This window comes from Alteromonas sp. 5NW40-0090 (genome assembly GCF_057552975.1).
Genome location: NZ_BAAJLT010000002.1, coordinates 158,201 through 181,786 on the forward strand (window position 1 = coordinate 158,201; position 23,586 = coordinate 181,786).

Annotated in this window: 21 protein-coding genes; 7 read left to right on the plus strand and 14 right to left on the minus strand. The window is 46.0% G+C overall.

The window, feature by feature from the left end:
* Nucleotides 1–14 precede the first annotated feature (14 nt).
* From yjjX to AC27KT_RS02800, 3 genes are all read left to right on the plus strand, one after another.
* Nucleotides 15–566 (plus strand): inosine/xanthosine triphosphatase, encoded by a 552-nt coding sequence (gene yjjX, locus AC27KT_RS02790; protein ID WP_487127185.1) that lies wholly within the window; start codon nt 15–17, stop codon nt 564–566.
* Nucleotides 567–845: 279 nt separating this feature from the next.
* Nucleotides 846–2,234: an NAD-dependent succinate-semialdehyde dehydrogenase gene (locus AC27KT_RS02795; RefSeq protein ID WP_487127187.1), complete on the plus strand. Its 1,389-nt coding sequence runs from the start codon at nt 846–848 to the stop codon at nt 2,232–2,234.
* 188 nt (nt 2,235–2,422) lie between these two features.
* Nucleotides 2,423–3,514, plus strand: coding sequence for an MBL fold metallo-hydrolase (locus tag AC27KT_RS02800; RefSeq protein WP_487127189.1), 1,092 nt, complete (start codon nt 2,423–2,425; stop codon nt 3,512–3,514).
* A 175-nt stretch (nt 3,515–3,689) separates the two neighbouring features.
* Here AC27KT_RS02800 and AC27KT_RS02805 read toward each other — a convergent pair whose 3' ends face one another.
* From AC27KT_RS02805 to gspC, 13 genes are all read right to left on the minus strand, one after another.
* The gene (locus tag AC27KT_RS02805) at nt 3,690–5,123 is read right to left on the minus strand and encodes a YdgA family protein (protein WP_487127191.1); all 1,434 of its coding nucleotides are present in this window, start codon (nt 5,121–5,123) and stop codon (nt 3,690–3,692) included.
* 75 nt (nt 5,124–5,198) lie between these two features.
* Entirely contained in the window at nt 5,199–5,963 is a 765-nt protein-coding gene (locus tag AC27KT_RS02810; RefSeq protein WP_487127193.1) for a type II secretion system protein N, read from the minus strand.
* Nucleotides 5,960–6,439, minus strand: coding sequence for a type II secretion system protein GspM (gene gspM, locus AC27KT_RS02815; protein WP_487127195.1), 480 nt, complete (start codon nt 6,437–6,439; stop codon nt 5,960–5,962). Before gspM ends, AC27KT_RS02810 begins: the two co-directional genes overlap by 4 nt.
* On the minus strand, nt 6,436–7,635 hold the full coding sequence (gspL, locus tag AC27KT_RS02820; RefSeq protein ID WP_487127197.1) for a type II secretion system protein GspL: 1,200 nt from the start codon (nt 7,633–7,635) through the stop codon (nt 6,436–6,438). The genes gspM and gspL overlap by 4 nt, the downstream gene beginning before the upstream one ends.
* Nucleotides 7,635–8,723 (minus strand): type II secretion system minor pseudopilin GspK, encoded by a 1,089-nt coding sequence (gene gspK / locus AC27KT_RS02825; RefSeq protein ID WP_487127199.1) that lies wholly within the window; start codon nt 8,721–8,723, stop codon nt 7,635–7,637. The genes gspL and gspK overlap by 1 nt, the downstream gene beginning before the upstream one ends.
* On the minus strand, nt 8,723–9,349 hold the full coding sequence (gspJ, locus tag AC27KT_RS02830; protein WP_487127201.1) for a type II secretion system minor pseudopilin GspJ: 627 nt from the start codon (nt 9,347–9,349) through the stop codon (nt 8,723–8,725). Before gspJ ends, gspK begins: the two co-directional genes overlap by 1 nt.
* A gap of 1 nt (nt 9,350) precedes the next feature.
* Entirely contained in the window at nt 9,351–9,779 is a 429-nt protein-coding gene (gene gspI / locus AC27KT_RS02835) for a type II secretion system minor pseudopilin GspI (RefSeq protein ID WP_487127589.1), read from the minus strand.
* Nucleotides 9,780–9,790: 11 nt separating this feature from the next.
* On the minus strand, nt 9,791–10,417 hold the full coding sequence (gene gspH / locus AC27KT_RS02840) for a type II secretion system minor pseudopilin GspH (protein ID WP_487127203.1): 627 nt from the start codon (nt 10,415–10,417) through the stop codon (nt 9,791–9,793).
* Between the two features lie 5 nt (nt 10,418–10,422).
* The gene (gspG, locus tag AC27KT_RS02845; RefSeq protein WP_012520130.1) at nt 10,423–10,860 is read right to left on the minus strand and encodes a type II secretion system major pseudopilin GspG; all 438 of its coding nucleotides are present in this window, start codon (nt 10,858–10,860) and stop codon (nt 10,423–10,425) included.
* Nucleotides 10,860–12,086 (minus strand): type II secretion system inner membrane protein GspF, encoded by a 1,227-nt coding sequence (gene gspF / locus AC27KT_RS02850; protein ID WP_487127205.1) that lies wholly within the window; start codon nt 12,084–12,086, stop codon nt 10,860–10,862. The genes gspG and gspF overlap by 1 nt, the downstream gene beginning before the upstream one ends.
* Nucleotides 12,087–13,652: a type II secretion system ATPase GspE gene (gene gspE / locus AC27KT_RS02855; RefSeq protein ID WP_487127207.1), complete on the minus strand. Its 1,566-nt coding sequence runs from the start codon at nt 13,650–13,652 to the stop codon at nt 12,087–12,089.
* Between the two features lies 1 nt (nt 13,653).
* The gene (gene gspD / locus AC27KT_RS02860) at nt 13,654–15,699 is read right to left on the minus strand and encodes a type II secretion system secretin GspD (RefSeq protein ID WP_487127209.1); all 2,046 of its coding nucleotides are present in this window, start codon (nt 15,697–15,699) and stop codon (nt 13,654–13,656) included.
* A 116-nt stretch (nt 15,700–15,815) separates the two neighbouring features.
* The gene (gene gspC, locus AC27KT_RS02865; protein ID WP_487127211.1) at nt 15,816–16,733 is read right to left on the minus strand and encodes a type II secretion system protein GspC; all 918 of its coding nucleotides are present in this window, start codon (nt 16,731–16,733) and stop codon (nt 15,816–15,818) included.
* A gap of 129 nt (nt 16,734–16,862) precedes the next feature.
* On the opposite strand from gspC, the gene hslR reads away from it, so the two are divergent.
* From hslR to AC27KT_RS02880, 3 genes are all read left to right on the plus strand, one after another.
* The gene (hslR, locus tag AC27KT_RS02870) at nt 16,863–17,267 is read left to right on the plus strand and encodes a ribosome-associated heat shock protein Hsp15 (RefSeq protein WP_487127213.1); all 405 of its coding nucleotides are present in this window, start codon (nt 16,863–16,865) and stop codon (nt 17,265–17,267) included.
* 23 nt (nt 17,268–17,290) lie between these two features.
* Nucleotides 17,291–18,190 carry an Hsp33 family molecular chaperone HslO gene (gene hslO, locus AC27KT_RS02875; protein ID WP_487127215.1) on the plus strand — a complete coding sequence of 300 codons (900 nt, stop codon included), beginning with the start codon at nt 17,291–17,293 and terminating at the stop codon, nt 18,188–18,190.
* Nucleotides 18,191–18,635: 445 nt separating this feature from the next.
* Nucleotides 18,636–20,198 carry a phosphoenolpyruvate carboxykinase gene (locus tag AC27KT_RS02880; RefSeq protein WP_487127217.1) on the plus strand — a complete coding sequence of 521 codons (1,563 nt, stop codon included), beginning with the start codon at nt 18,636–18,638 and terminating at the stop codon, nt 20,196–20,198.
* Nucleotides 20,199–20,335: 137 nt separating this feature from the next.
* On the opposite strand, the gene AC27KT_RS02885 is transcribed toward AC27KT_RS02880, so the two are convergent.
* Nucleotides 20,336–20,827 (minus strand): hypothetical protein, encoded by a 492-nt coding sequence (locus AC27KT_RS02885; RefSeq protein ID WP_487127219.1) that lies wholly within the window; start codon nt 20,825–20,827, stop codon nt 20,336–20,338.
* A 327-nt stretch (nt 20,828–21,154) separates the two neighbouring features.
* Between AC27KT_RS02885 and AC27KT_RS02890 the strand changes: the two genes are divergently transcribed.
* A complete protein-coding gene (locus AC27KT_RS02890; protein ID WP_487127221.1) occupies nt 21,155–23,578 on the plus strand; it encodes a TIM-barrel domain-containing protein in 2,424 nt (807 codons plus the stop codon).
* Nucleotides 23,579–23,586 lie beyond the last annotated feature (8 nt).

The window sequence follows — 23,586 nt, forward strand, 5'->3', positions numbered from 1 at the left end:
GTTTCAAAGGACAAATGCAAATGGTATCTGACACAATTTATGTAGGGTCGCTGAATCCGGTAAAAGTTAATGCCGCGCTCAATACACTCTCTGATACGCTAGAGCACGATTTCGACGCTCAGGGTATGGCTGTACCAAGCGGCGTGCCTGACCAGCCAATGAACGAAGATGAAACGCGCTTGGGCGCCATTAATCGTGTGAAGGCCATGCTTGCTCATCATCAAGGCGGACTCACAGATGCATGGTATGTAGCAATTGAAGGTGGAGTGGATGTATTTGAGGATGGCCCTGCTACTTTTGCCTATGTGGCGATTTACCATGAAGGTCACTGGTCGGTAACACGAAGTGCAAGCTTGCCTCTTCCTGTAAGCGTTTATCAGGCGCTACAGCGTGGCGAAGAACTTGGGCCGGTTATGGACAAGATTTTCGATACGGTAAATATAAAACAAAAAGGCGGAGCTATAGGGTTACTGACTCTAAATCATGCTTCGCGACAAAGTGTTTATGAAGTGGCGTTGACCCTTGCTATGGCGAAGTTTCATTTTCCTGACTTATATACTGACTAGGTTGAGACAGTCTTTGGTGCGCAACAAAGCCCTTTACACTATTATTTTATGAGAACCACAAGGGGCTTTTCGCCTAGGAGAATTGATAAGGCGAGCGCAACGGTCGCCCTGAAATCTTTACTACGATAGGTAATCTTTTCTGTATCCTCTTTTACCCCTTTCGGTTTCTCTTACAGGGAATTTTATCTAAGCATCTGAAAATAATAAATAAAATTTTATTTGGCACATTGGCTTTTTAGTTGCAAATCCTTCAGACCAAACGGAATAAGGAGAGTGACGATGAGTGAGACAATCAATACCTACAACCCCGCTACAGGTGAAAAGATCGATCATTATCATTTGATGTCAGCTGAGGATGCCGAACAAGCGGTAACCCGCTCACAAGAGGCTTATTTGAACTGGCGCCGTACATCATTTGAAACCCGCGCAGATTTATTCAATAACCTTGCGGATTTAATGGAAGAACGCATTGACGATCTCGCTAGCCTCATGACTCGTGAAATGGGAAAAGTGACCGCACAAGGTAAGCAAGAGGTGCAGCTATGCGCTGGAATATGTCGCTACACGGCCGAGCATGGCGCTTCAATTCTAGAAGACGAGCATCGCATTTTCGAGGGTGGCCGTGCGATCATTACTTATCAACCCATTGGCGTTATTCTTGGTATCCAACCGTGGAATTTTCCTCTTTACCAGGTTATCCGCTACAGCGTATCGAATATTATGGCGGGTAACACTACGGTGCTGAAGCACGCAAAAAACGTGTTTGGTATGGCACAAGCTATCCAGCAAATGTATGAAGATGCTGGTTTCCCGAAAAATGTGTATCAGTCGTTGCTTATTGATGGCGGTACGGCCAGTGATTTAATTAAACATAAGTACGTACGCGGTGTTACCTTCACCGGTAGTGATGAAGTAGGTAAGCAAGTTGCGAAAGAAGCAGCAAGTTTATCGAAGAAAACCGTAATGGAGCTTGGCAGTAATGATGCGTTCCTCGTGCTAGAAGATGCGGACATCGACCATGCTGTAGAAATGTGCATACAAGGGCGCGTTATCAATAACGGCGAGACCTGCGTAGCCGCTAAACGCTTTGTTATTGTCGACAGCGTCTATGACGAATTTAGAGATAAGTTCGTGGCACAGTGTAAGAAGCTTAAAGTCGGTGACCCTACGGATGAAAATACTGACCTTGGCCCCATGGCGAGAGAAGATTTACGGGATGAACTTCACGAACAAGTGAAAAAATCGATAGAAAACGGCGCTACGCTGTCTCTCGGTGGAGAAATCCCAGATTCTGACGGTTACTTCTATCCAGTAACTGTGCTTGAAAATGTATCGCCTGGCATGCCCGCTTACGACGATGAGCTATTTGGTCCTGTCGCGTCATTAATCCGCGCCCGTGACGACAAGCAGGCAATGGAAGTCGCAAACGACTCACGCTATGGTTTAGGCGGCGGCATTTTTAGTACAGATACGGACAAAGCTATTGCACTGGCGAAAGATGAATTCGACACTGGTATGGTGAACATTAACGGTTATTCATTAGCACAGCCAAACCTGCCTTTTGGTGGTGTTAAAGATAGTGGCTACGGCCGTGAACACGGTGGTTATGGTATGCGCGAATTTGTGAATATTAAAACCATTATGGTAGCTGAAAGTGCTGCTGAGTAATCACTAGATATTTATTATCATTGTTTTAAAACGAGCACACGCGATGTGCTCGTTTTTTATTTCCTCGTTTTACTATCAACACGCTCTTTGACGCGTCTCAGTTTCCCTGAACATTTTTACGCCACCGTTCGGTCTTTTATCTTGATATGAAGGTATAAAAAGATAAGGAACGGTTTAGGATGATGGCGATGAAAGTCTTACAAAGGCAGTTAAGTTTTATAAGCAAGGGCACAGGGCAAAAGGTGCACACAAAGAAACAAGGTAAACTACCCACCGCGTGGGTAAGTCTGCTTTTAACGACGTCTATTTTCCTGTTCTCGGCAATAGCGCCAGCCTCATCGGCGCCTTTTATTCAAACATTGTCTCCATCATTTCCTCAAGCGTCGATTTCAGAAGGAAGTGTCGGTGAAAGTAATGCATTTATGGCCTGCCAGAATGTGTCTGTTCAGGTGCTAGGTTCAGGGGGACCGGAATTGGATGACGGAAGAACGTCGAGCGCCTATTTGGTCTGGGTAGATAACAAAGCACGTGTTTTGGTAGATGCTGGCAGCGGCAGCAGTGTTCAGTTCGGCGCTGCCGGTGCGTCATTTGAGTCGCTTGATGCGATTTTGCTTTCTCACCTACATACTGATCACAGTGCCGATTTGCCGAGTTTTGTGAAAGGTGGATATTTCACTAATCGCGAGAAAAATTTATGGGTAATAGGGCCTGATGGTAATGACGCCATGCCTTCCACCAACGCTTATGTCTCATCGCTAGTTGGCGAGGAAGGCGCGTTTAAATATCTGTCTTCTTACACTATCCATGGCCAAGATGACTACACCATATCGGCAAAAAGCGTTGCAGACGCCACATTAGAGAAACCTTTTGAATACGATGTGAATAATAGCATTAGTGTTGAAGCGATGTCGGTAAATCACGGGCCCATCCCCACACTTGCGTGGAAAATTAAGGCTAACGGATGTGTAGCGGTATTTTCTGGTGATACTAATGATGAACAGGGAAACCTTGCTCGCTTCGCTAAAAACGCTGACCTTTTAGTACTGCACAACGCAATTGAAGATAACGCGGGGCGCGTTGCGAAGAATCTGCATATGACACCGACACAAATAATCGATATCGCCGCGAAATCAAGAGCAAAACGCATTTTGCTATCTCATATTATGAAACGCAGCGAGCCGGGTCTAGATGCGCTTACGGAGGCTATTACGGTTGTGGCTGAGGGGCGTGCCTACGCTGGGCAGGAATTGATGAATATCACGCTTTTTGATGAGAACTAGGTTCAGTTTTAAAAAGAAACGTAAGACTCGTCAGTCTAGTCCAAGGGGCTTTAATTGGCGGAGTTGAACGTGGGAAAGATGAAGTAATAAAAAATGCAGAGCGTCAGGCTCTGCATTTTTAGTTCTGGCTAAGTATTACCAGCATTTGGCGTTTTTTAAATAACTTCCCGACAATCTATTGCGGGGCAAAAGGCAATGGAATAGGCGTACCATTTACACTGGCTTTGCCGTCTTTAAGTTCCAGTTTTGTCTCGTAACCCGTCTCTGTTTCTTTTATCAAGCCTTGCTGGGCAAAGGTGCTCAATATCATTGGTGTTTGCTGCTCTACTGCGGCTTCAAGCTCTTCTGCCGTCATGTTTTGCGCTTGGGGTGTTGCCATTAATTGCCCCATCATGTAACCAGACGCAACGCTTTGCGCAAATGCTTTGTCGGCAGTTATCTGTGCATCGGCCAGCAAATGGGTTACCCAGTAAGCCACATCTTCCATTGTGCCCGGCAGCGCATCAATGCCAACTAGCTTAGTGTTTGCATGTGCATTAAACGAACCCTCGGGCAATGTTGCTTTAAGCTTCGTTATGTTAAGTTCAGGCTCCGCTTTTAGCTGGGTAAGCAGATTCGCCTCAATAAATTCCATCATCTTGGCCGGCACTTCTTCTGAAGGGATCATTAGAGATGTGTTGCTAAAGTCTTGATAAGCCTTGATAAAGTCTACGTCTAAGTTGTTTAGGGCAACGCCTAAAACCATATCAGAAGCCTCTAACTCGGGCCCTGCCACCTTTTTAATGGCGTACTCTACATAAACATTCGCTGTATTGCTGCCTTCATCAATTTCAGTGTCTGTAATTAGCGCAATATTGTCTAGCTGTACTGTTTCTCGCGCTTCAAGACCGGTAATTTCCATAGTTTCGATAAGTGCTTTAACTTTCGATTCAAAGAGTTCGCCTTTAAACGCTTCCATCATGCTGCCATCATAGGTCACATCCATAGAGAGGTTAGACATCTTCATCGACACGGCATCGGCATTTATGCTCAGTGATTCACCCGATGAGGTATAAAAGGTCTGGTCGCCCTCAGGAACAGCTTTACCGGCATAACCTGAGAAAAGCAGCGTAAAACCTTCTTCCTCGTTGGTTGCGCTAAGGGCCGGAATTACATCTTCGTAGCTTAAATTGCCAAGCAGGCCCACAACGCCTTCATTGGTATATAATGGCTGTTGACCGTCCCATTGAACGTATTCTCTTAATTCATCCCCATCAATAAATACCGTGTAGTGAACACGACCTACCCCAACACCGTCACCGAAGTAAACAGGGCCATGATGGGCAACCAGCGTAGCAGTTATGCTAGGGTTTTCTTCTAGTGGCATTTCAGATTGGTCGACATTTTGCGCATTCAAAAGCGCTTGGAAATCGATAGCGAGTTTGACTTCTGCTTTCGTTGAGAACCAGCCTTTGTCGTACGAAAGGACTTCGGCTGAATACACAGCTTGTTCGTTAATTTCGTTTACTGCAGCGTTAACATTCTCTTGAACGCTAGTACCAATAAAATAGGGAGCAACGGCAAGTGCAACTAAAGTAACACCAGCGCCAGCTAAAAGAGGTTTGTTCATTGTACAATCCTTTGCTTAGAAATAATCCAATTATAATATTAGGTCCGGCCGTGATAGGCTCTCGGCCTAGACGAGTTAGGTTCGAGGAATTTGAAACCCAATGTAGCCGCTACTATCCGGCGTACCAAACAAGCGTGCAGCCTGATGGACTTCTTGCGGTAAGCTGTCGTCAGGCTTAAATTTACCACTTACACGAATATTTTTCATCGTAGCAGGGATAACCGCATCCATCGACAAGCTTAGTAAGTTTGGCTCGTTTACTAGTATTCCAATGTCATCGCCCTCACAACGCAGCTTCGCCGAGTAGGTGCCAAAATCGATAGGGCCTTGGGTACCAGCAACCGTTGCGTTTAGCCAATCGCCCGTGCCGTCTAATGATTGGCATGTAGGGCCGAACGTCAAATCATTCAGCGACACTTTAAAGCGTCCGCCTGCGTTTACAGGTAAGGGTAAGCGAACTTGTGCAAGCACTCTATCTACAGGCAGGTACAGCGTAAAGTTCTCGGTATTAATTGTATCTTGGCTGAAAAGCCCGGTAGTAATAGGACCTTCAAAGGCAATATCATTTTTATCGCGAATATTTCCTGCTTTTAGATCTAATTTAATATTCCCAATCAACATGTGTAACGGGCTTAACTCCCACTTTACGTTATTGATAGGCAGCCCATTAACCACCACTATTTGGGCCTTACCTGAAAACAGAGTTCCGCTAACACCGCTAACGGCTACATTGCTTGGTAATGCAATGCGGCCAATAACGTGAACAGCAGGCATGTAGGCAATGGCAAACAATAAGAAGGCAATAACGCCGCCTATAATCCAACTAACTTTCGACTTCATGCTTTACCTAATTGTAATCGGCGAATTTTGATATAGCCTGGCGCATCGGCCTCGGCAATATCCGCTTGAAGAATAATCACGCCCATATCTTCCATGGCTTTGAGCCATTCTAAAACACTGTTAAACGGCGCCTGATCAACCCACACCTGAAGCTCGTCGCCCTGTGGCTGCATCCGAGAAATAGCAATGTCGTGTTGAGCGGTAGTGCGGTTTACCGCTTGTGGTAACGAACCAGAAAAAGTACGCTTTCCACCGCTGCTGCGGCGCAATTGCTGTGCTCTTGCTGCACTGTCTTTTACCCAAACCAACAGTGATTGCTGATTGTCGAGAAGTTGCTTTTGCTTGTCCAACGCAGAATTAAGCGGCGACCAAACGGCGAAATAAAACAGGGCAATTACCAAAAGTACAGCTGATATGAGTACCAGCTTCTGCTCCCGTTCAGTAAGCGCTTTGTACTTTTCTAAAAATGCGTTCATAAGGCACTCCTTACTGACACTGTCCCCACAACGCCGTCGTCTCTGTTATTAATGGCGCCCTGCTCTACTACAAAGCCTGCGCCTTCCGCAGTGCGTTTAAACTGTTCTAGCGCTTCGAAGTTTTTACCCTGCGCCTGAATGCGAATTTCAGTTCGGGTGGCGTCAAAGCGCAATGTTTGCGGCTTAACGTCGGTGGCCGAAAAAGCTGGAGCGAGCTGATCTAGCATAATAAGCATAGAAGCACTGCCACCACCTTGTTCTAACTTAGCCAGTTCACTTTGTAGCTTTAACCGCACGTTACGATAAGTACCAATATTGGGGAAGCCCGCTTTCACCGCGGTATTGATTTCAGCGCTTAACGCCTGATTTTGCGCTTTAAGTTGGTAAAGGGTAACGCCTTTGTCGATAAGGCTGGTGCATAGCGCAAGCACTGCTAAAACCGCTGCTACACGCCATTGACTTAGCACACCACTGCGTTTACGTTTTATCTTGTACTCACCCTGGCACAAGTTAAAGCTGCTTTGCATGGCTTCTTTGGCCAAAACTTGCATGGGTAGTTCAAGTGGTGCCTGTGCTTCTTCAATGTTCGGCAGACTGCTTAAATCGATACCTGCGTAGTTGGTAATGGTAATCGGGCTTTCTTGTTGTGCTGTAAAATGGACGAGAGTTGGCAGCAACCAAGTTGCCTCGCCCTGCACTCCTTTGAATGTGTCTTGTCGAACGAGAAGCTGTTCACCTAACGTAAGCACTGACCAACCGTTTTCGGTTACTGGTACTGCGAGTACATCAGGAATAATGGTGTCGCAGAATAACCCTGCTTCACTAAGCCAAGACTGCCACAGTTGCATTTTTTCATGGCTAACTACAGCAACGGCCTGCTCATCGCCTCGCTTGGGACCTATTGCAAAAAACTGTTGGCTAATGTCAGTGGCAAGCTCGTCTTCTAGCATAAATGGGATGGCAGAAATGATCTTGCGGCCAGCTTTCGGCGGCAGCTCAACCCATTTGAGTAAAATTTCGCTGCTGGGTGCTAACGTAATGACGCTACGTTGGCCTGCGCGTTCAGTAAGCGACGATAAGGCGTCGGCATTAGGCAGTTCGCCTGACGCAATAATTTCATCTTCTGTTCGCGAATAAACGAGCCAGCTAATTGGATCTGTATGGTTGGCGCCTAAACGCACCAAGAGTTGTTCCATCAATAGGTTCCCCCAAACTCGCGATTCACAATACTAACACCGGTATCGGCATTAACGTGAAACACGGTGGAAAGCTTAAAAGTTGCTTTGTTGTACTGTGTTTTTGTGTGCAACATAAAATATTCAGTTTTTACCGCAAACCAATCTTGTCGAGTGCTTGTTAAATTAAGCGCTTGAATAGAGGGCTCGCTTAAAAAATCATTGATTTCGTCCCAACCGTTTTGCGGGCGACTGCTAATCAAACTTGCGGCCTGCTGAATGTCTAAGCCCGTTAAGCCTGCAAGTAATGGTGCATCTTCTTCTTCTAATGTGTTGACGTTAATTTTCAACTCATTGTAATCCGGGATCACGCAAACTAATGGCAGTAACGCGTCTAACCATTGTGGTGATACACCGTTAATAATACGCAATTCACTTTTTGATGCCAGTGGTCCGTTAGCCGCAAGGTAAGGAAACTCTCTGGACTCGTATTCGCTGTCTTCTGCACCGTAAGGACGCATTCTGTCATCTTCATCTACCCAGTCGGCTAAACTGTCGCGTAAGGTATCTGCGGTGTAGTTATCTAGTCCATCAACGCTAAGTGATAGCAACATGGTGTGAAAAGCGTCCATGGCTTCCGTGGTGTTACTCGTCCCATTGCTGCCAGTACCGCTGTTACTGCCTGTGCCTCCTGCACTGCCAGACGTGATCGCGTTTAAATTAAAACACGCCTGCAAATCGTCTAAGTTAGCGGTTAAACCACCGTTTTCTAAAGGATAGCTGAATTCTTGTGCCCAAGGCTGATCTATAGAAATCACATCCGGGCTTTCTTCAATCAAAGACTGGATAGACTTACGCGCAAAGGCCTCTGCGCCCATGGCGTACCAGTAGGCTTGATTGTTGTCTTTTAAGTTCATCGTACGCTGCACCTGAAGCTGCAAGCGTGTACCCATTTCTGTGGCTAATACGGAAACCAAAGCGACAATCATCAGCACAATCATCAGTGCCACACCCTTTTGTTTGGCCGGTGGGCTAGTCAGTTGATGCGTACCCTTTACAGTCTCAGAGTGCTCATGGTTTTTTAAACGACGCGTTTTAATTTTTGACATTATGACGATTCACCCGTGGTTAAGGTGAATTCCCTACGAATTTTGCCGAAGTCTTTACTGATAAACTCAATGGCCACCGCGCGAGGCAGTGCTGTACCTTTGTAGCTCTCGCTCCACGACAGGTCTTCGTCTTCATCTAACGAACCGCTGTTAGCTGTGGCAAGAAATTCGATTTTCAGGCTTTCTATATCTTCTAACAGTACACGTACTTTTGGCTCATAGCCGATGACATTATCCACATAGTTGCTGTAAAGACGTTCTAACTTGTTTTCTTGGAGCCTGTAGGCAACAAATTGTAGAGTACTTCTTGGCAACATTAGCTGAGGGTTATGCCACCCTCCGCGTACAAAACCAATGCCGTCATCGTCACTGTCGTCGGTTTTACCGCCTGACATGACCACGTCTTGCTTTTCTCCATTAACTCTTGCTGCGCGAGGTACGGCTTGTTGGAGGTCTCGCTCGATAGTAATCATGGCACGCTGTAGCAATTGGAGCTTGGCAAAACGCTCTTCTGAAATGTCATTGCTGTCGATAACAGTGGTTAATAAACCCGTTGATGCCAGTCCGATAAGGGTGAATATGGCCATAGCAATCAGTATTTCGATAAGCGTAAAACCGCGCTGCATGCTAATTTCCCGCCGTCGGTTTAGCCACGAAAGTGGTTACTGATGTAACTGAACTGCCGTAGCTTTCGTCTTCGCCCACTGAAACGGTTACCGAGCGTAAGTCGTTATCGTTGGTCTTCGCAACGGTTTGTTGCCAGTACCAGGTACGATCCGCCATCTCCATCGTGCCTTTTAAATTATTCTTTGGCGGCCAGGTGGTATCAAGCTGAAGCTGGTTAAGGCGATTGCTCGCTACCCAATTGGCAAAAGTGACAGACTCAATTTGGCCAACGCTTGATAGGTGCTCTCCCGCAGCTTTGAGTACAGCAGTGCCGGTGAGTGCGAAAATAAGCAGTGCCACCATAACTTCGAGTAGGGTTAAACCACGTTGGATATGGGGTCTGTTAGGCGCAATGCTTTTGCCAGATGAATTTACCGTGCTTGTTCTCATACTAGGCGCGTTCATAATGGACGCTCCAGGGGACCTTCAAGCACTAAAGGCGGCAAGTCTTGGTTTTGTAAGCTGTAATAGACAGGGCCGTCTCCGTCATCACCTTCATAATTAAACGATAGGGTAAAAGGTGTAATTTCGCCGCTCGACATAATTAGCACTTGCGGTGGAGGCAGCTTTTTCTCTTCTTCGTTACCTATTTCTACGCCTTCGTCAGAGACACTTAGGTTTTCGTCGAACAATTCTCTGTCAAAGAGCCTATCTTCAACGTCCCACGGTAAGTCGTCTAAATTTAAAGTGAAGGTAAAAGGCTCAGGTAACGTGTAAGGCTCGTAGGTTTTTTCGCCCTCGATACGCTGCCATTCATCATCGTCGTCTAAGTAAACGAAGAAGTATTCGTTTTTGTCGGCTTCAAAGCGCACGCCCAGCTGCTGTTGATTTAACACCGCAAAATCGCTGGCCATATCAACGATTACCTGTAGGCGTTGCGCTTGGGTTTTCAGCAGGTCTGATTTACTCGCGCCAAAGGCGTTAAACATAACGTAACCTGCCGCCAAACCCATAAGCAGCAGTACCAGCATGACTTCTAATAGGGTGAAGCCTGCTTTATGAAACGATGTACTGCCGCGGTAGCGCATATAAGTTAGTTCAGGTATTCGTTAATATTCCAGTTACCAATATCATCATCAGTACCCGGCTCGCCGTCTGGACCATTAGAGAAAATATCAACCACGCCAAGCTCTCCTGGGCTGATTAGCGCATATGGGTTGCCCCATGGATCTTCAGGCAGACGCTTGATAAAGCCGCCTTCAGGATAGTTACGTGGAATAGGGTCGATAGTAGGTGCTGTAACAAGCGCATCTAAACCTTGTTCTGTGGTTGGGAAACGGTTGTTGCGTAGCTTGTACATTTCAAGCGCACTTTCCATTTGCTGGATGTCTACCGCCGCCTTTTTAAGCTGCGCTTCTTCTTGGTTCCCCAAGATTTGCGGTGCCACCATAGATGCCATAATACCGATGATTAGAAGTACGACCATGACTTCAATCAAACTGAAACCAGAGCTGCGATTAAGTGTTTTCATTAAATATTCACCATGTTGTTCAATGCTAAAATTGGTTGCAATATTGCCATAACGATAAACAGAACAATGCCTGCCATCGATACAATAAGTAAGGGTTCAAATACCTTAAGTGAGACACCAATAAGCGCTTCAAATTCCCTATCTTGATTATCTGCGGCGCGAGCTAGCATTTGCTGTAGCTCTCCCGATTTTTCACCTGACGCAATCATATGCATCATCATTGGTGGAAACATTTTTGTATTATCTAGCGCGGCGCGCAAACTGGAGCCTTCTTTAACGTTGACTGCGGCTTCGGCTACTTGATTTTTAATATGCTGATTTTCCAGTACATCACCTGAAATACGCATAGCTTCAAGTAGCGGCACTGCGCTGGCACTTAGAATACTTAAGGTGCGTGCAAAACGGGCGGTGTTAAGCCCGCGGGACACCCGGCCTATCAAAGGCAAGGTTAACAGCGCTCTGTGGTAGCGTAGCTTCATGTGCTTTTGCTGCAGCACGCGCTGAATAATAACGATAAGCACGCCAATACCAATAAGCATAAACAAGCCGTAATTTTGTAGCCATGTGCTTACAGATATTAGGAATTGGGTGATGCCCGGCAGGTCTTGCCCCATGTGGTCGAACTGCCCAACAATTTTAGGCACTACAACCGTTAACAATAGCAACACGATACCCATTGCAAAAAACAGCATTAACGACGGATAAATCATCGCTTGTGTAATTTGACTGCGGGTCTGTTGTCTGCGCTCTGTGTAGTCGGCTAGGCGGTTCAGTACGGTATCAAGGTGACCTGATTTTTCCCCTGCTGCGACCATAGCGCGGTATAGCTCATCAAAAACGCTGGGAAACTGTGCAAGCGCATCAGCAAGTCCGTGACCTTCTACCACTTTACTGCGTACCGCCATCATCATGTTTTTCTGACGGGGCTTTTCACACTGTTCAGCAACGGCAAGTAGCGCTTCTTCAACGGGAAGGGCCGACTCCACAAGGGTAGCAAGCTGACGTGTAAGCAGCGCTAAATCTGACGCTGAAATACGGGGTTTAAATAAAGAAAACGAAAACCCTTTACCTTCGTTTTGCGCGCGCTCAGCGACCTGCTCTACCTCTAAGGGAATTAAACCTTTTTCGCGCAGCTGTTGGCGAACCTGACGTGCATTATCGCCTTCAAGTACACCATTTGTATTCTTACCGCGGGCATTAACCGCTTTGTAAGCGAATGCCGCCATTTAGTCTTCCCTCGTTACTCGAAGCACTTCTTCAAGAGAGGTTTCACCCGCTAAAACCTTGCCGCAGCCATCTTCACGGATGCTTGGGGTAGAGGTTCTGATATAACGTTCAATCGCTTGTTCCCCGACACCTTCGTGCATCATTTCTCGTACTTTTTCATCAACTAATAACAGCTCGTGAATACCGGTACGACCACGATAGCCCGTTTGGTTGCACGCCGCGCAGCCATGGGGTTTGTAAATAGTGGTCTCGCTCGTCGCGCCCTGACCTAGCACTTCAAGTTCAGAAGCGTCTGGCGTATGGGGCTTTTTGCAATCTGAGCACAGGGTACGCACAAGTCGCTGTGATAGTACGGCCAATAAGCTCGAAGAAAGCAGGAATGGCTCAATGCCCATGTCTTCTAAACGGGTAATCGCGCCCGCTGCCGTATTGGTATGCAGGGTAGAAAGTACCAAGTGACCGGTTAAACTGGCTTGAACAGCAATTTGCGCGGTTTCGATATCGCGGATCTCACCCACCATGACTACATCGGGGTCTTGACGCAAAATAGCGCGAAGGCCGCGGGCGAAGGTCATATCTACACGGGGGTTAACCTGCGTTTGTCCAATACCAGGAAGGTCAAATTCGATAGGATCTTCAACGGTTAAAATGTTTCTGTCTCGCGAGTTTATTTCGGTTAACCCTGCGTACAAGGTGGTACTTTTACCTGAGCCCGTTGGGCCGGTAACCAAAATAATGCCGTGAGGTTTTCGAATAAGAGATGAAAAGTGATTGCGGTTTTGCAGCGTCATGCCTAAATCTTCTAGATTTAAGCGCGCATTGTTTTTATCCAGTAGACGCAATACCACACGCTCGCCGTGGCTTGAAGGCATGGTCGAAACACGCACGTCAACTGCTCGCCCAGCGATGCGAAGCGTAATACGGCCATCCTGAGGCACGCGTTTTTCGGCAATGTCTAATTTCGCCATAACTTTAATACGCGATACCAGCATGGAAGACAGTTTGCGGTTAGGGCGCAAAATTTCACGAAGTACACCGTCTACGCGAAAGCGAACCACAAGCTGATTTTCGAAGGTTTCGATGTGAATATCCGACGCACCTTCTTTAATCGCTTCGCCCAACATAGCGTTGATAAGCTTAATAATGGGCGCATCGTCTTCGCTGTCTAACAGGTCTTCAGTGTCCGGCAAGTCTTCAGCAAGGGCGAATAAATCACTTTCGTTGCCAAGGTCTTCCATAAGCTGTTTAGCTGCAGAACTATCGCGCTGAAACGCACTGGTTAGCAGACTTTCAAATTCGTCAGCGGGTATGGTTTTCGGTACAAAGGGCTCACCGTAGAAGCGACGTACTTCGGCAAACACATCAAACGGTGTATTCTCTGTAAAATATAGAACCGCAGGGGTTTCATTAGTTTCCAGCAATACCTGATTGCGCTTTGCAAAGCTAAAAGAAAGCTGTCTTGGGCCGGCCTCCTCTTCAGGCAAACCGGCGTCTTCACCCATGGCTTCTAGGGCTTCTTCTTGCGCCTCTAGAGCTTGGGTAATTTGTTCGTCCTGCCCCGCCATACTAGTCGTTACCTTCTTTTTTCTTCTCTTTCTCTGAGAGATACTCTTCAAACGAAGGTGGCAAAGCGAGTTCGTCGTCCCATTGTGGCAAGCTTGGCGTTTCAGCAGACGGCATTAGGGACACGCCCTCTTGCTGACGTTTAAGCTGAAGTGCGCGAATGTAGTTGTACTTGCGATGGCTAATAGAATTCATGGTTGCGCCGTCACGGACTATCGTTGGTTTTAAAAATACCATTAGATTACGCTTGCGTTTGCTGGTCGACGTTGTTTTGAAGAGATGACCAAGAATAGGGATATCACCTAGCAATGGCACTTTAGATACACTTTCTTGTACGTCTTCATCAATCAAGCCGCCTAATACGATAGTACCGCCATCATCAACGATTACTGTGGTTTTAATTTCACGTTTGTTAATTGAAATATCTACCGACGTTGCACCGCTTACGCTCGATACTTCTTGTTCGATAAGAAGCTGTACCGCGTCGCCTTCATTAATTTGAGGCGTGACTTTTAACTTAATACCCACCTCTTGGCGATCAACCGTTTGGAACGGGTTAGAGTTGTTCGCACCGGTTGTAGTCCCTGTAATAATAGGTACTTCCTGACCAACGATGAAAAACGCTTCTTCGTTATCCATGGTAGTTAGGTGAGGTGTGGCAAGAATATTCGAATTGGTATCAGTGCTTACCGCCTGAACCACTGCGCCCCAGCCATTTTCAATAACGCCAGCAATTAGGCCGTTGGCACCGCCAAGAAGGCTAGCAAGCGCGGTAAAGTCGCCTTCAATCGTGTCCGTTGTTTCTACCACTTCACCGTTGGCAGTGATGTTGGTTTGCGTGGTTTCTCTATCCTCAGCCTGTCGTAGTGCTACAGCTAATGAGCCTACACCTATAACGCCGTTATTGAACTGTGTACCACCGCCCTCTTCTGAGACCCACTGCACGCCTAACGTATTACCGTCACCTTCAAAGACTTCAACGATAATGGCTTCAACCTGTACCTGTGCACGGCGAATATCAAGCTGACGTACTACTTCTTCTAGCGAGCGCATCATGTCTGGCTCTGCAGTTATAACGATGGCGTTAGAATCTTCGTGTGCGTCGATGCTAATTTCGCGGTTTGAGCTCGCTCTGCGCGATGTGGTGCCGCTGCCTTGCTCTTCTGCTTGGATACTGGCCGATACGCCTTGTAGAACTTTGACTAAATCCTCTGCCTTAGCATAATTAAGAAACAGTACGCGAGTGTTGCCATTGGACTCAAGCTCTTGGTCCATGCGTTGAATAAGGTTGATAAGACGCTGACGCGCTTTAATGTCGCCGCTTACGATCACAGAGTTCGTTCTGTCGTCTGCTACAACGCGAGGTTCAGATTTAGCGCCTGTATTGGCTTTGCCTTGTGATTTGTTGATACTTTCAATAATACGTACCATCTCAGAGGCTGAAGCATAGCGAAGCTTAACAATCTCTACTTCTTCGTCACCAGCGCGGTCTACGCGTTCAATGATTTCAACAAGACGATTAACCACTGCAGCACGGCCCGTTAGCATCATCACGTTTGATGGGTCGTGGCTAACCACGTTACCGCCGCCCGCTTGGTCATTCAACTGCCGTAAAATTGGAGCAAGTTCACGTACCGGAACGTTGTAAACAGGCACAACGCGGGTAATAAACTCATCGCCGTCTTGCTGCGCGCCTTCAACAACCGGAATGTTCGATGTCTTTGCGTCTTTTGAGCGAACGACTTTTAAAATTCCGCTAGGCATTTCTACAACGGCAAAGTCATACACTTGCAGTACGTTTAGGAAAAATTGATAGTACTGATCTTCATTGAGCATGTCATAACTGCGTACGCTAATTTTGCCGCGTACGTTAGGGTCGACAATAATAGTTCGCTCAAGATTTTTACCAACAATATTTATGAATTCATTGATGTCAGTATCTTTGAAATTAGGCATGTATTCAGCGGCAGTGACCGAGAAACACAGAAGCGCTGTGCACATGGCTGTGCCTAAGCGAGATAATAGTTTATGGCTAGTGCGCCTTTTCATTCTAACTTCCTTCATTTCCTAACATATCGATGGCTGAATTGCTTGTCAGTCACAGTGCTGACGTCTTCACTAATGTTTACCTTGTTAAAAACAAGTCGTTACCGTTTTAGTTGTTGTTACGACTCGGGTAAATCTAAGTAGAGCGTGGTTAAACTGCCATCTCGAATAATCGTTAATTCTATAGTTTGTGCGTTACGTAGCTCAGACAGTGCCTCTTGCGATTGCTGCAAGTCGGTAAGGTCCAGCCCGTTAATCTGTGTAATGACATCGCCAGCCTGAAGCCCTGCCGATTTAAATAATTCGGGCTCTTTCCCAGGACTAACTTGATAACCAATAAGTTGGCCTTCCTCGGATTTAGGCGATATTGAAATAAAGTCTGTAAAGTTGGCTGGACGCTCTCGCAGAGCTGCAGTTGCCTCTAATGCTTCATCGCTAAGCTCAACGGTGTCTTCTTCTAATTCTTCTGGCTCAGGTCGATTTCTTGCCTGCACTTCACGGCGACGATTAGCTTCGTCGTAGTCAATTCCGTCAAGCATCAGGGTTTCGTTCCTTACCCCATTCTTAATAATAACGCGATCGTTATACACCTTCTGCAGCGTGGCATTGGTGCCTTCAATCTTTTCACCCAAACCATACACCGCTTGGCTGCCGCGATTTTCAATAATAGCAGTACCCGCTTCCTGCTCTGAACTGGCTACAACGCCCGTCAGGGTTAGGTTTAAGCGCGTTTCTGGCGCGTCGGTAACCTCAGCAACCGGTTCAGCTGGTTTGGCAGCCGCATTACCAAATAATTTCAACTGTTGTATTTTAGCGATGTTGACCCCATTTTGGCCTGACGACGAAGAAATAACCGGAGTACGGCTTACTGTGGGTGTCGCAGATAGTTGAGGTTCGGGTATAATTCGCCACACGAGTTTGGCAGCAAATGCAATTAAATACAGGCTGAGCAGAACCACTACGATAGTATGTAGCTGTTTTTGATGCTGGTTCAGATAAACAACCAGAGATTGTGGGTTGGGTTTATTGAATGTCATGCTGCCACTGATGGTACTGCTTTATTATAATATAGTGAATTTTTGGTTAACCGCGCTTTAGCAAACCCATAATAGCCTAGTAAAGGTGAGGGTCACAACACTAAAGCCACACCATTACGAAAATATTACATGAGCCAATCGGATAGCAACAATACAACACAAAACGTCAGGCTGGACAAGTGGCTATGGGCTGCAAGGTTCTTTAAGACCCGCGCAATAGCCAGAGACATGGTGCAGTCGGGAAAGGTCCAGTACAACGGGCAACGAGCCAAACCTGGTAAGCATGTAGAGCTTGGCGCCATGATTAAAGTTCCCTCAGGATGGGATAATCGTGAAATTAAGGTGCTAGGCTTAAGTGACAAGCGTTTAAGCGCTCCTTTGGCGCAGGCGCTTTTTGAAGAGACGATTGAAAGTGTAACAAAACGTGAAGAAAACCAAACGGCGCGAAAAATAAACGCCTTTCACAGCCCTAAACCAGATCATAGACCTGATAAAAAGCAGCGACGACAGATTATTAAATTTAAGCAGCAATAATGAGCTGCTCAACAGGATTAGTTATGAGCGATTTCGATAAATTACACCGCTTCTTATTTACCCAAGCTAACGTTCGTGGCGAATTGGTTCGTCTTGATGAGAGCTTAAAGCAAATTGTGCACAGCTATGAATACCCTGTGCAAATTCAAACATTGTTAAGTGAAATGGCGGCAGCGACGTCATTGTTAACAGCAACGCTTAAGTTTAAAGGTGAAATTTCTCTTCAAATTCAAAGCAAAGGCCCTGTAAGTTACGCGGTCTTAAACGCTACTCACGAACAAACGCTTCGCGGTGTGGCGCGCTGGGACGAAACATTAGAAACATTGCCAGAAACGTTTTCAGAGTTATTGTCTCAAGCGGTATTGGTCATTACTATCACACCAGATGAGGGCGAGCGTTATCAGGGCGTTGTCGCATTAGATAAGCCTTCTCTAGCTGAATGTATTGAAGGCTACTTTGCTCAGTCAGAGCAGCTAGCGACCAGCGTGCACCTAATGACAGACATGAGTGATCCTAAAAACGCGAAGGCGTCGGGTGTGTTACTTCAGGTCTTACCTACTGATGCCAGTGCTACTGATGTGTCGCAAGCCAATGAGTTTGCTCATATCACTAAGCTTACTCAAACGTTGACCAAAGAAGAGATGTTTACGTTGTCGGTTGAAGACATTTTGTATCGTCTTTACCACCAAGAAGACGTGGAAGTGTATCCAGCGAAGGACGTAACCTTTGCCTGCTCATGCTCAAAGGAGCGCAGCGCAGAAGCACTTCGTCACGTGGAGAAATCTGAGCTTCACGCAATTATCGCTGAAGAAGGTGCAATCAAAATGAACTGCCAGTACTGTCATACTGAATATCGCTTCGATAGTATTGACGTAGAAGCCATTCACAGCGGCAACTTCGACGCTCCTTCTTCTAATCAGTAATTACTGGTCTACTGATATCTGAAAGCACCTTCTATTGAAGGTGCTTTTTCGTTTCAGAACGCCTCACAGTATATATCAATTCATTCGCGCAACACTTCACTTATGGTTAAAAAATGCCCAGTAGTAAGTGTTTAACTTTTCTCCACAGTCCCGCTTTCCTTTTATTTCTGTTTCAATGAAAGTTTTCACTCGCTGTCTCAAAAAAAATTTCATCTTTTTATTTTGAAATTCATCGATCAATATCTGTTTTCTACCCCCTATTTTTGCGCTTATATCAAAGGAAAAGGCTTTCCTTGTAATAAATTTACAATATTTATGAAATTTTAATGCGAGGAATAGTGAATATGTGTTTTATAAATGCGTGTTAGGCCTTGTTTACATTAGACTCTAAGAGGTGATACTTTTTTGAAAGTGCTTTTGAAAAATTACATATAGGGTAACAGCCATGACCGCAGCAGCCTCAATTCAAACGGAACTGAAAGTAACGCCACTTATCGACCTGCCAAATGCAGAACTTATTGAACGCGCTGTATTGCGCGGAGAAGGTGTATTAGACAAAAACGGCGCGCTTGTCGTTGAAACCGGCAAACGTACGGGTCGCTCTCCAAACGACCGGTTTATCGTGAAAGAGCCAACGACCGAAAACGATATCGATTGGGGCAAGGTAAACAAGCCTTTTGATGCTGACAAATTTGATGCGCTGTGGGACCGCGTTGAAGCCTACCTGTCTACCCAAGAACACTTTCTTTCACACCTTCAAGTAGGCTCAGATCCTGAACATGCATTATCTCTTGAAGTAAGAACGCAAACCGCGTGGCAGCATGTGTTTGCTCGTAATTTATTTATTATTCCAGAACAGTGGAACGTGAAAGGCGACCAGCCTTGGCAAATTCTAAACGTGCCTGGCTTTACTTGCGATCCAGAGCGCGACGGCACAAACAGCGATGGCACGGTTATCATCAATTTCGCGAAAAAGCGCGTATTGCTCGCGGGCATGCGTTACGCCGGTGAAATGAAAAAAGCCATGTTCTCAGTGCAAAACTTCCTGCTTCCAGCAAAAGACGTACTACCTATGCACTGTTCTGCCAACGTAGGTGAAGAAGGCGATGTGACCTTGTTCTTTGGTCTTTCAGGGACAGGTAAAACCACGCTTTCAGCCGACCCTAAGCGTTTCTTGATTGGTGATGACGAGCACGGCTGGGCGCCAGGCAGCGTATTTAATATTGAAGGTGGTTGCTACGCCAAATGTATCGACCTATCTCAAAAGAACGAGCCAGTAATTTGGAATGCTATTAAGTTTGGTACCATCCTAGAAAACGTCGTGCTTGATGAAACACGCACGCCAGATTATACCGATACGTCGTTAACCCAAAACTCACGAGCCGCCTACCCGCTTTCACACATTGAAAAGCGCGTTGCTGAGAACCGAGGCGGCGAACCTCGCTCAGTGGTGTTTTTGACCTGTGACGTAAGTGGCGTATTGCCTCCTGTTTCAGTGTTAAGTGAAGAAGCTGCGGCGTATCACTTCCTAAGTGGTTATACAGCGAAAGTTGGCTCTACAGAAATAGGCTCTACTAGCGATATTGAATCAACTTTCTCAACCTGTTTTGGTGCGCCTTTCTTCCCGCGTCCAGCAGGCGTGTATGCAGAGCTTCTGATTAAGCGTGTTAAAGCGTTTGGCGCAAAGGTTTACTTGGTTAATACCGGTTGGACAGGCGGCCCTTACGGCACAGGTAGCCGTTTTGATATCCCTACTACGCGCGCCATCATCGATGCGATTGTATCGGGCAATTTGGCTGATGTTGAAACTCAGCACATTGACGCGTTAAACCTAGATGTGCCTGCGGCAGTAGACGGTGTAGACAGCAATTTACTTGTGCCTCAGAACACATGGGCTGACAAAGAGAAGTACAACGAATACGCCGCTAACTTAGTTAACGACTTTAAACAGAACTTTGAAAAATATGACGTTAGCGACGCTATCGTTAAAGCCGGGCCGGGTTACTAACACTCGGTCCGCCCCTTCCCAACGTTCATCACACTCAACGTGATTGATGTTTTGCCCGCACCGTGTTGCGGGCTTTTTTATGCGGATTGGTATTATTAGGCTTTCGAGAACTAGCTGCTTTAATGGCTCCTTTAATATTAGAGCGTTGAGCTAAACCAATTTGTGGATACTGGAGTAAAGTTGATGTCGGCCTTGTACTGAAAAAGTGCGCTGTCCATATGACTATCTCTTATCCAGTATTTCTGTTTATCAATAGAAATAAGTCTTAGGGTGTAGGGCACGCCAAATGGATCTAGAGGAGCAGTTTCGATAAGTAGCGAAGTATCAAAAATACGAATCTCTCTTTGTTTATTGTTTGGTGGTGGCGTTAGTTTGTTTTGAGCATCATAAATAACTGGGACATGTAAATACACAACGCCTTGTGGGAGGTTATGTTTACTGACAACTTCAAATAACTCTTCGCGATCAAATCCCGATTGTTGGATGTCCCAACTGGAGTCAATAAATACTGTCGCTAAAGTGACGTTATTATCTCCAACATGAATAAATGCGCTAGGCTGAAATAATCTGACAAAGCAATAAAACCCAAATAAAGATGTAATGACACCAAATAACATCCATCGCATCATTCATTTCGCTCTAGATTAACCTTATTCGGAAAGGTTGGCATCGGCGCATAATCAGTTGATGGCATAACGAAGTATTCTCCCATGATTAATAGACTCCCTGTTTATATATCTTTTTATATCAGTAAGAGAGCCAAAGAGATAATCATTAATAAAGCATTTGTTGTTAACAAATTTAACATTATGAATACGTATGTTTATTTAAGTTGAGCAATGCACTGGCTATCATTCATCGTACACAAATAGGCTTTAATTAAGCGAGCTTCGTTAACTAAGTGCGGTTCACTAATTAGGTGCGCTTCGCGATGAAGCATAAAGAAGGTTTTAAGCATGATAGACAGGAAACAGCGTATAGCACTTGCATGTGCTGGATTGGCATTTTTCTCGGCAAATTCGGTAGCCGAAGTTCAAACAGCAACACTCGAAAAAGCAACGCTAAATATTGATACGGATACCAATGACTTCACGATAAGCGCGTTGCACGATAGTAGCTTTCAAGTAACGTATCTTACTGATGACAATGGCACGCCTTACGCTAATCTTCCGTCTATGGCGCTTCCCGAGGCGGCGTCGACTGATGTTACAAACAAAACAGCTAATGATGTAGAGCTAGTTGAAACTGCGACAACCCTAACATTAAAGCTCAATAATATTGCAGCGCATGTTGATAAAACGACGCACGCTATCAGCTATTCTGTTAACGGAAAAATTGTCTCGAAAGAGCAAGGCGGACTAAGTATTTCCAGTAACGGCGTCAGCCTGTCGTTCGCGCTAGATGAAAACGAAAAGCTCTACGGTGGCGGCCAGCGCGTTTTAGGTATGGATCGTCGTGGTCATAGCATGCCGCTATATAACAAAGCACACTATGGTTACACCACGTCTTCAAATCAGATGTACTTTGGCTTGTCTGCTGTGATGTCGTCAAAAAATTACAGCGTATTGTTCGATAACACCGCTTCTGGTGAGCTAGATATTGGCAAAACGAACAGCGACGAGTTGCTATTTAAGGCACAAGGCGGCCGTGCTAGCTACATCATGGTGTTGGGTGAAAATTTAGAAGACACGGTTACGAATACCGTAGCAGTTACGGGAAAACAGCCGCTTCCGCCGCGTTGGCTGCTGGGTAACTTTGCATCTCGATTTGGCTATAAATCACAAAATGAAGTGATGGATGTTGTCGATGCCTTTAACACGCAAGATATTCCCGTTGACGCCGTAGTGCTAGATTTATATTGGTTTGGCAAAGACATTAAGGGGCACATGGGGAACTTAAGTTGGGACGCCGCCACTTTCCCTGAACCCGAGAAAATGATTAGCACGCTGCGCGCTCAAGACGTGAAAACCGTGCTGATAACAGAGCCTTTTATTCTCACGACGTCAAAACAATGGGAAAGCGCCGTTGCCAATAATGCCCTTGCTCAAAACGATAACGGTGCGCCGTATACCTTCGATTTTTATTTTGGCAATACCGGCCTTGTCGATGTGTTCAGTGAAGCGGGTCAAGATTGGTTTTGGCAATACTATGAAAAGCTTGCTGCACAGGGTGTTGCAGGCTGGTGGGGCGACTTGGGCGAGCCTGAAGTGCACCCTGATGATATTCAGCACATGTGGCAGTCTACAAACGTAAGCGGCGCAGAAGTGCACAATGCCTACGGTCATCAGTGGGCGAAAACCGTGTATAACAATTTAACTGCGCTACAACCCGACACGCGTCCGTTCGTGCTGATGCGTTCAGGCTTTTTGGGCAGTCAACGATACGGCATGGTGCCGTGGACAGGCGATGTGAGTCGAAGCTGGGGCGGACTTAAACCTCAGGTAGAGTTGGCACTTCAAATGAGTGTTTTTGGAATGGCGTATACCCATTCCGACTTAGGTGGGTTTGCTGGAGGCGAAACCTTTGATCCTGAGCTTTATACAAGATGGCTTCAGTTCGGTACCTTTTCACCGGTATTTAGGCCTCATGCTCAAGATAATATCGCGCCAGAGCCAATTTTCCACGCCGATCCCGTAAAGTCTATTGCGCGCAAGTTTATCCAACTTCGCTACGACATGCTGCCTTACAACTATTCATTGGCCTTTGAAAATGCGCTTTACGGCACGCCATTAATGCGCCCGTTAGCTATGGCGTACGGAGAAAGCGATTGGTTTGATAATGCAGACAGTTATCTGTGGGGCGATGGGCTATTAGTTTCGCCTGTGACTAGCGCTAACCAAACGGTGTGGCCGACCAAGTTGCCTGAAGGCGTATGGTTTGATTTTTTCTCTGATACGAAATACCAAGGTGACCAAACCGTTAACTACCCGCTAAGCCTAAATAATTTCCCGGTGTGGGTAAAAGCAGGAAGCTTTATGCCAATGACTAAAGGGCTTAACCGCACAGAGCAGTTTGATGCCCGTAAAATAGAAATGCATTACTGGCATGACAATTCAGTGAATTCATCTTCATATACTTATTACGAGGATGACGGCAAAAATCCAGCGTCTGTCAAAAAAGGCTTATATACAAAGCTACTTCTTAATGCGTCAGTAGACGATAAGGCCGCATTAACCCTGACGCTTGATAGTGAAGGTAGCTATATAGGTATGCCTAAGCAGCGAGATATCACTTATATCGTGCATGGTTTAAGCGAAAAACCACAGAGCGTTTCACTTGATGGCAGCAGTGTGCCTGTAATGTGGGATGAAAAAGGGAAAACGCTTTCACTTGCAATTTCTTGCGATTATCAGCAATCTGTAAAGGTAGTGATTATGTGATAATTAAG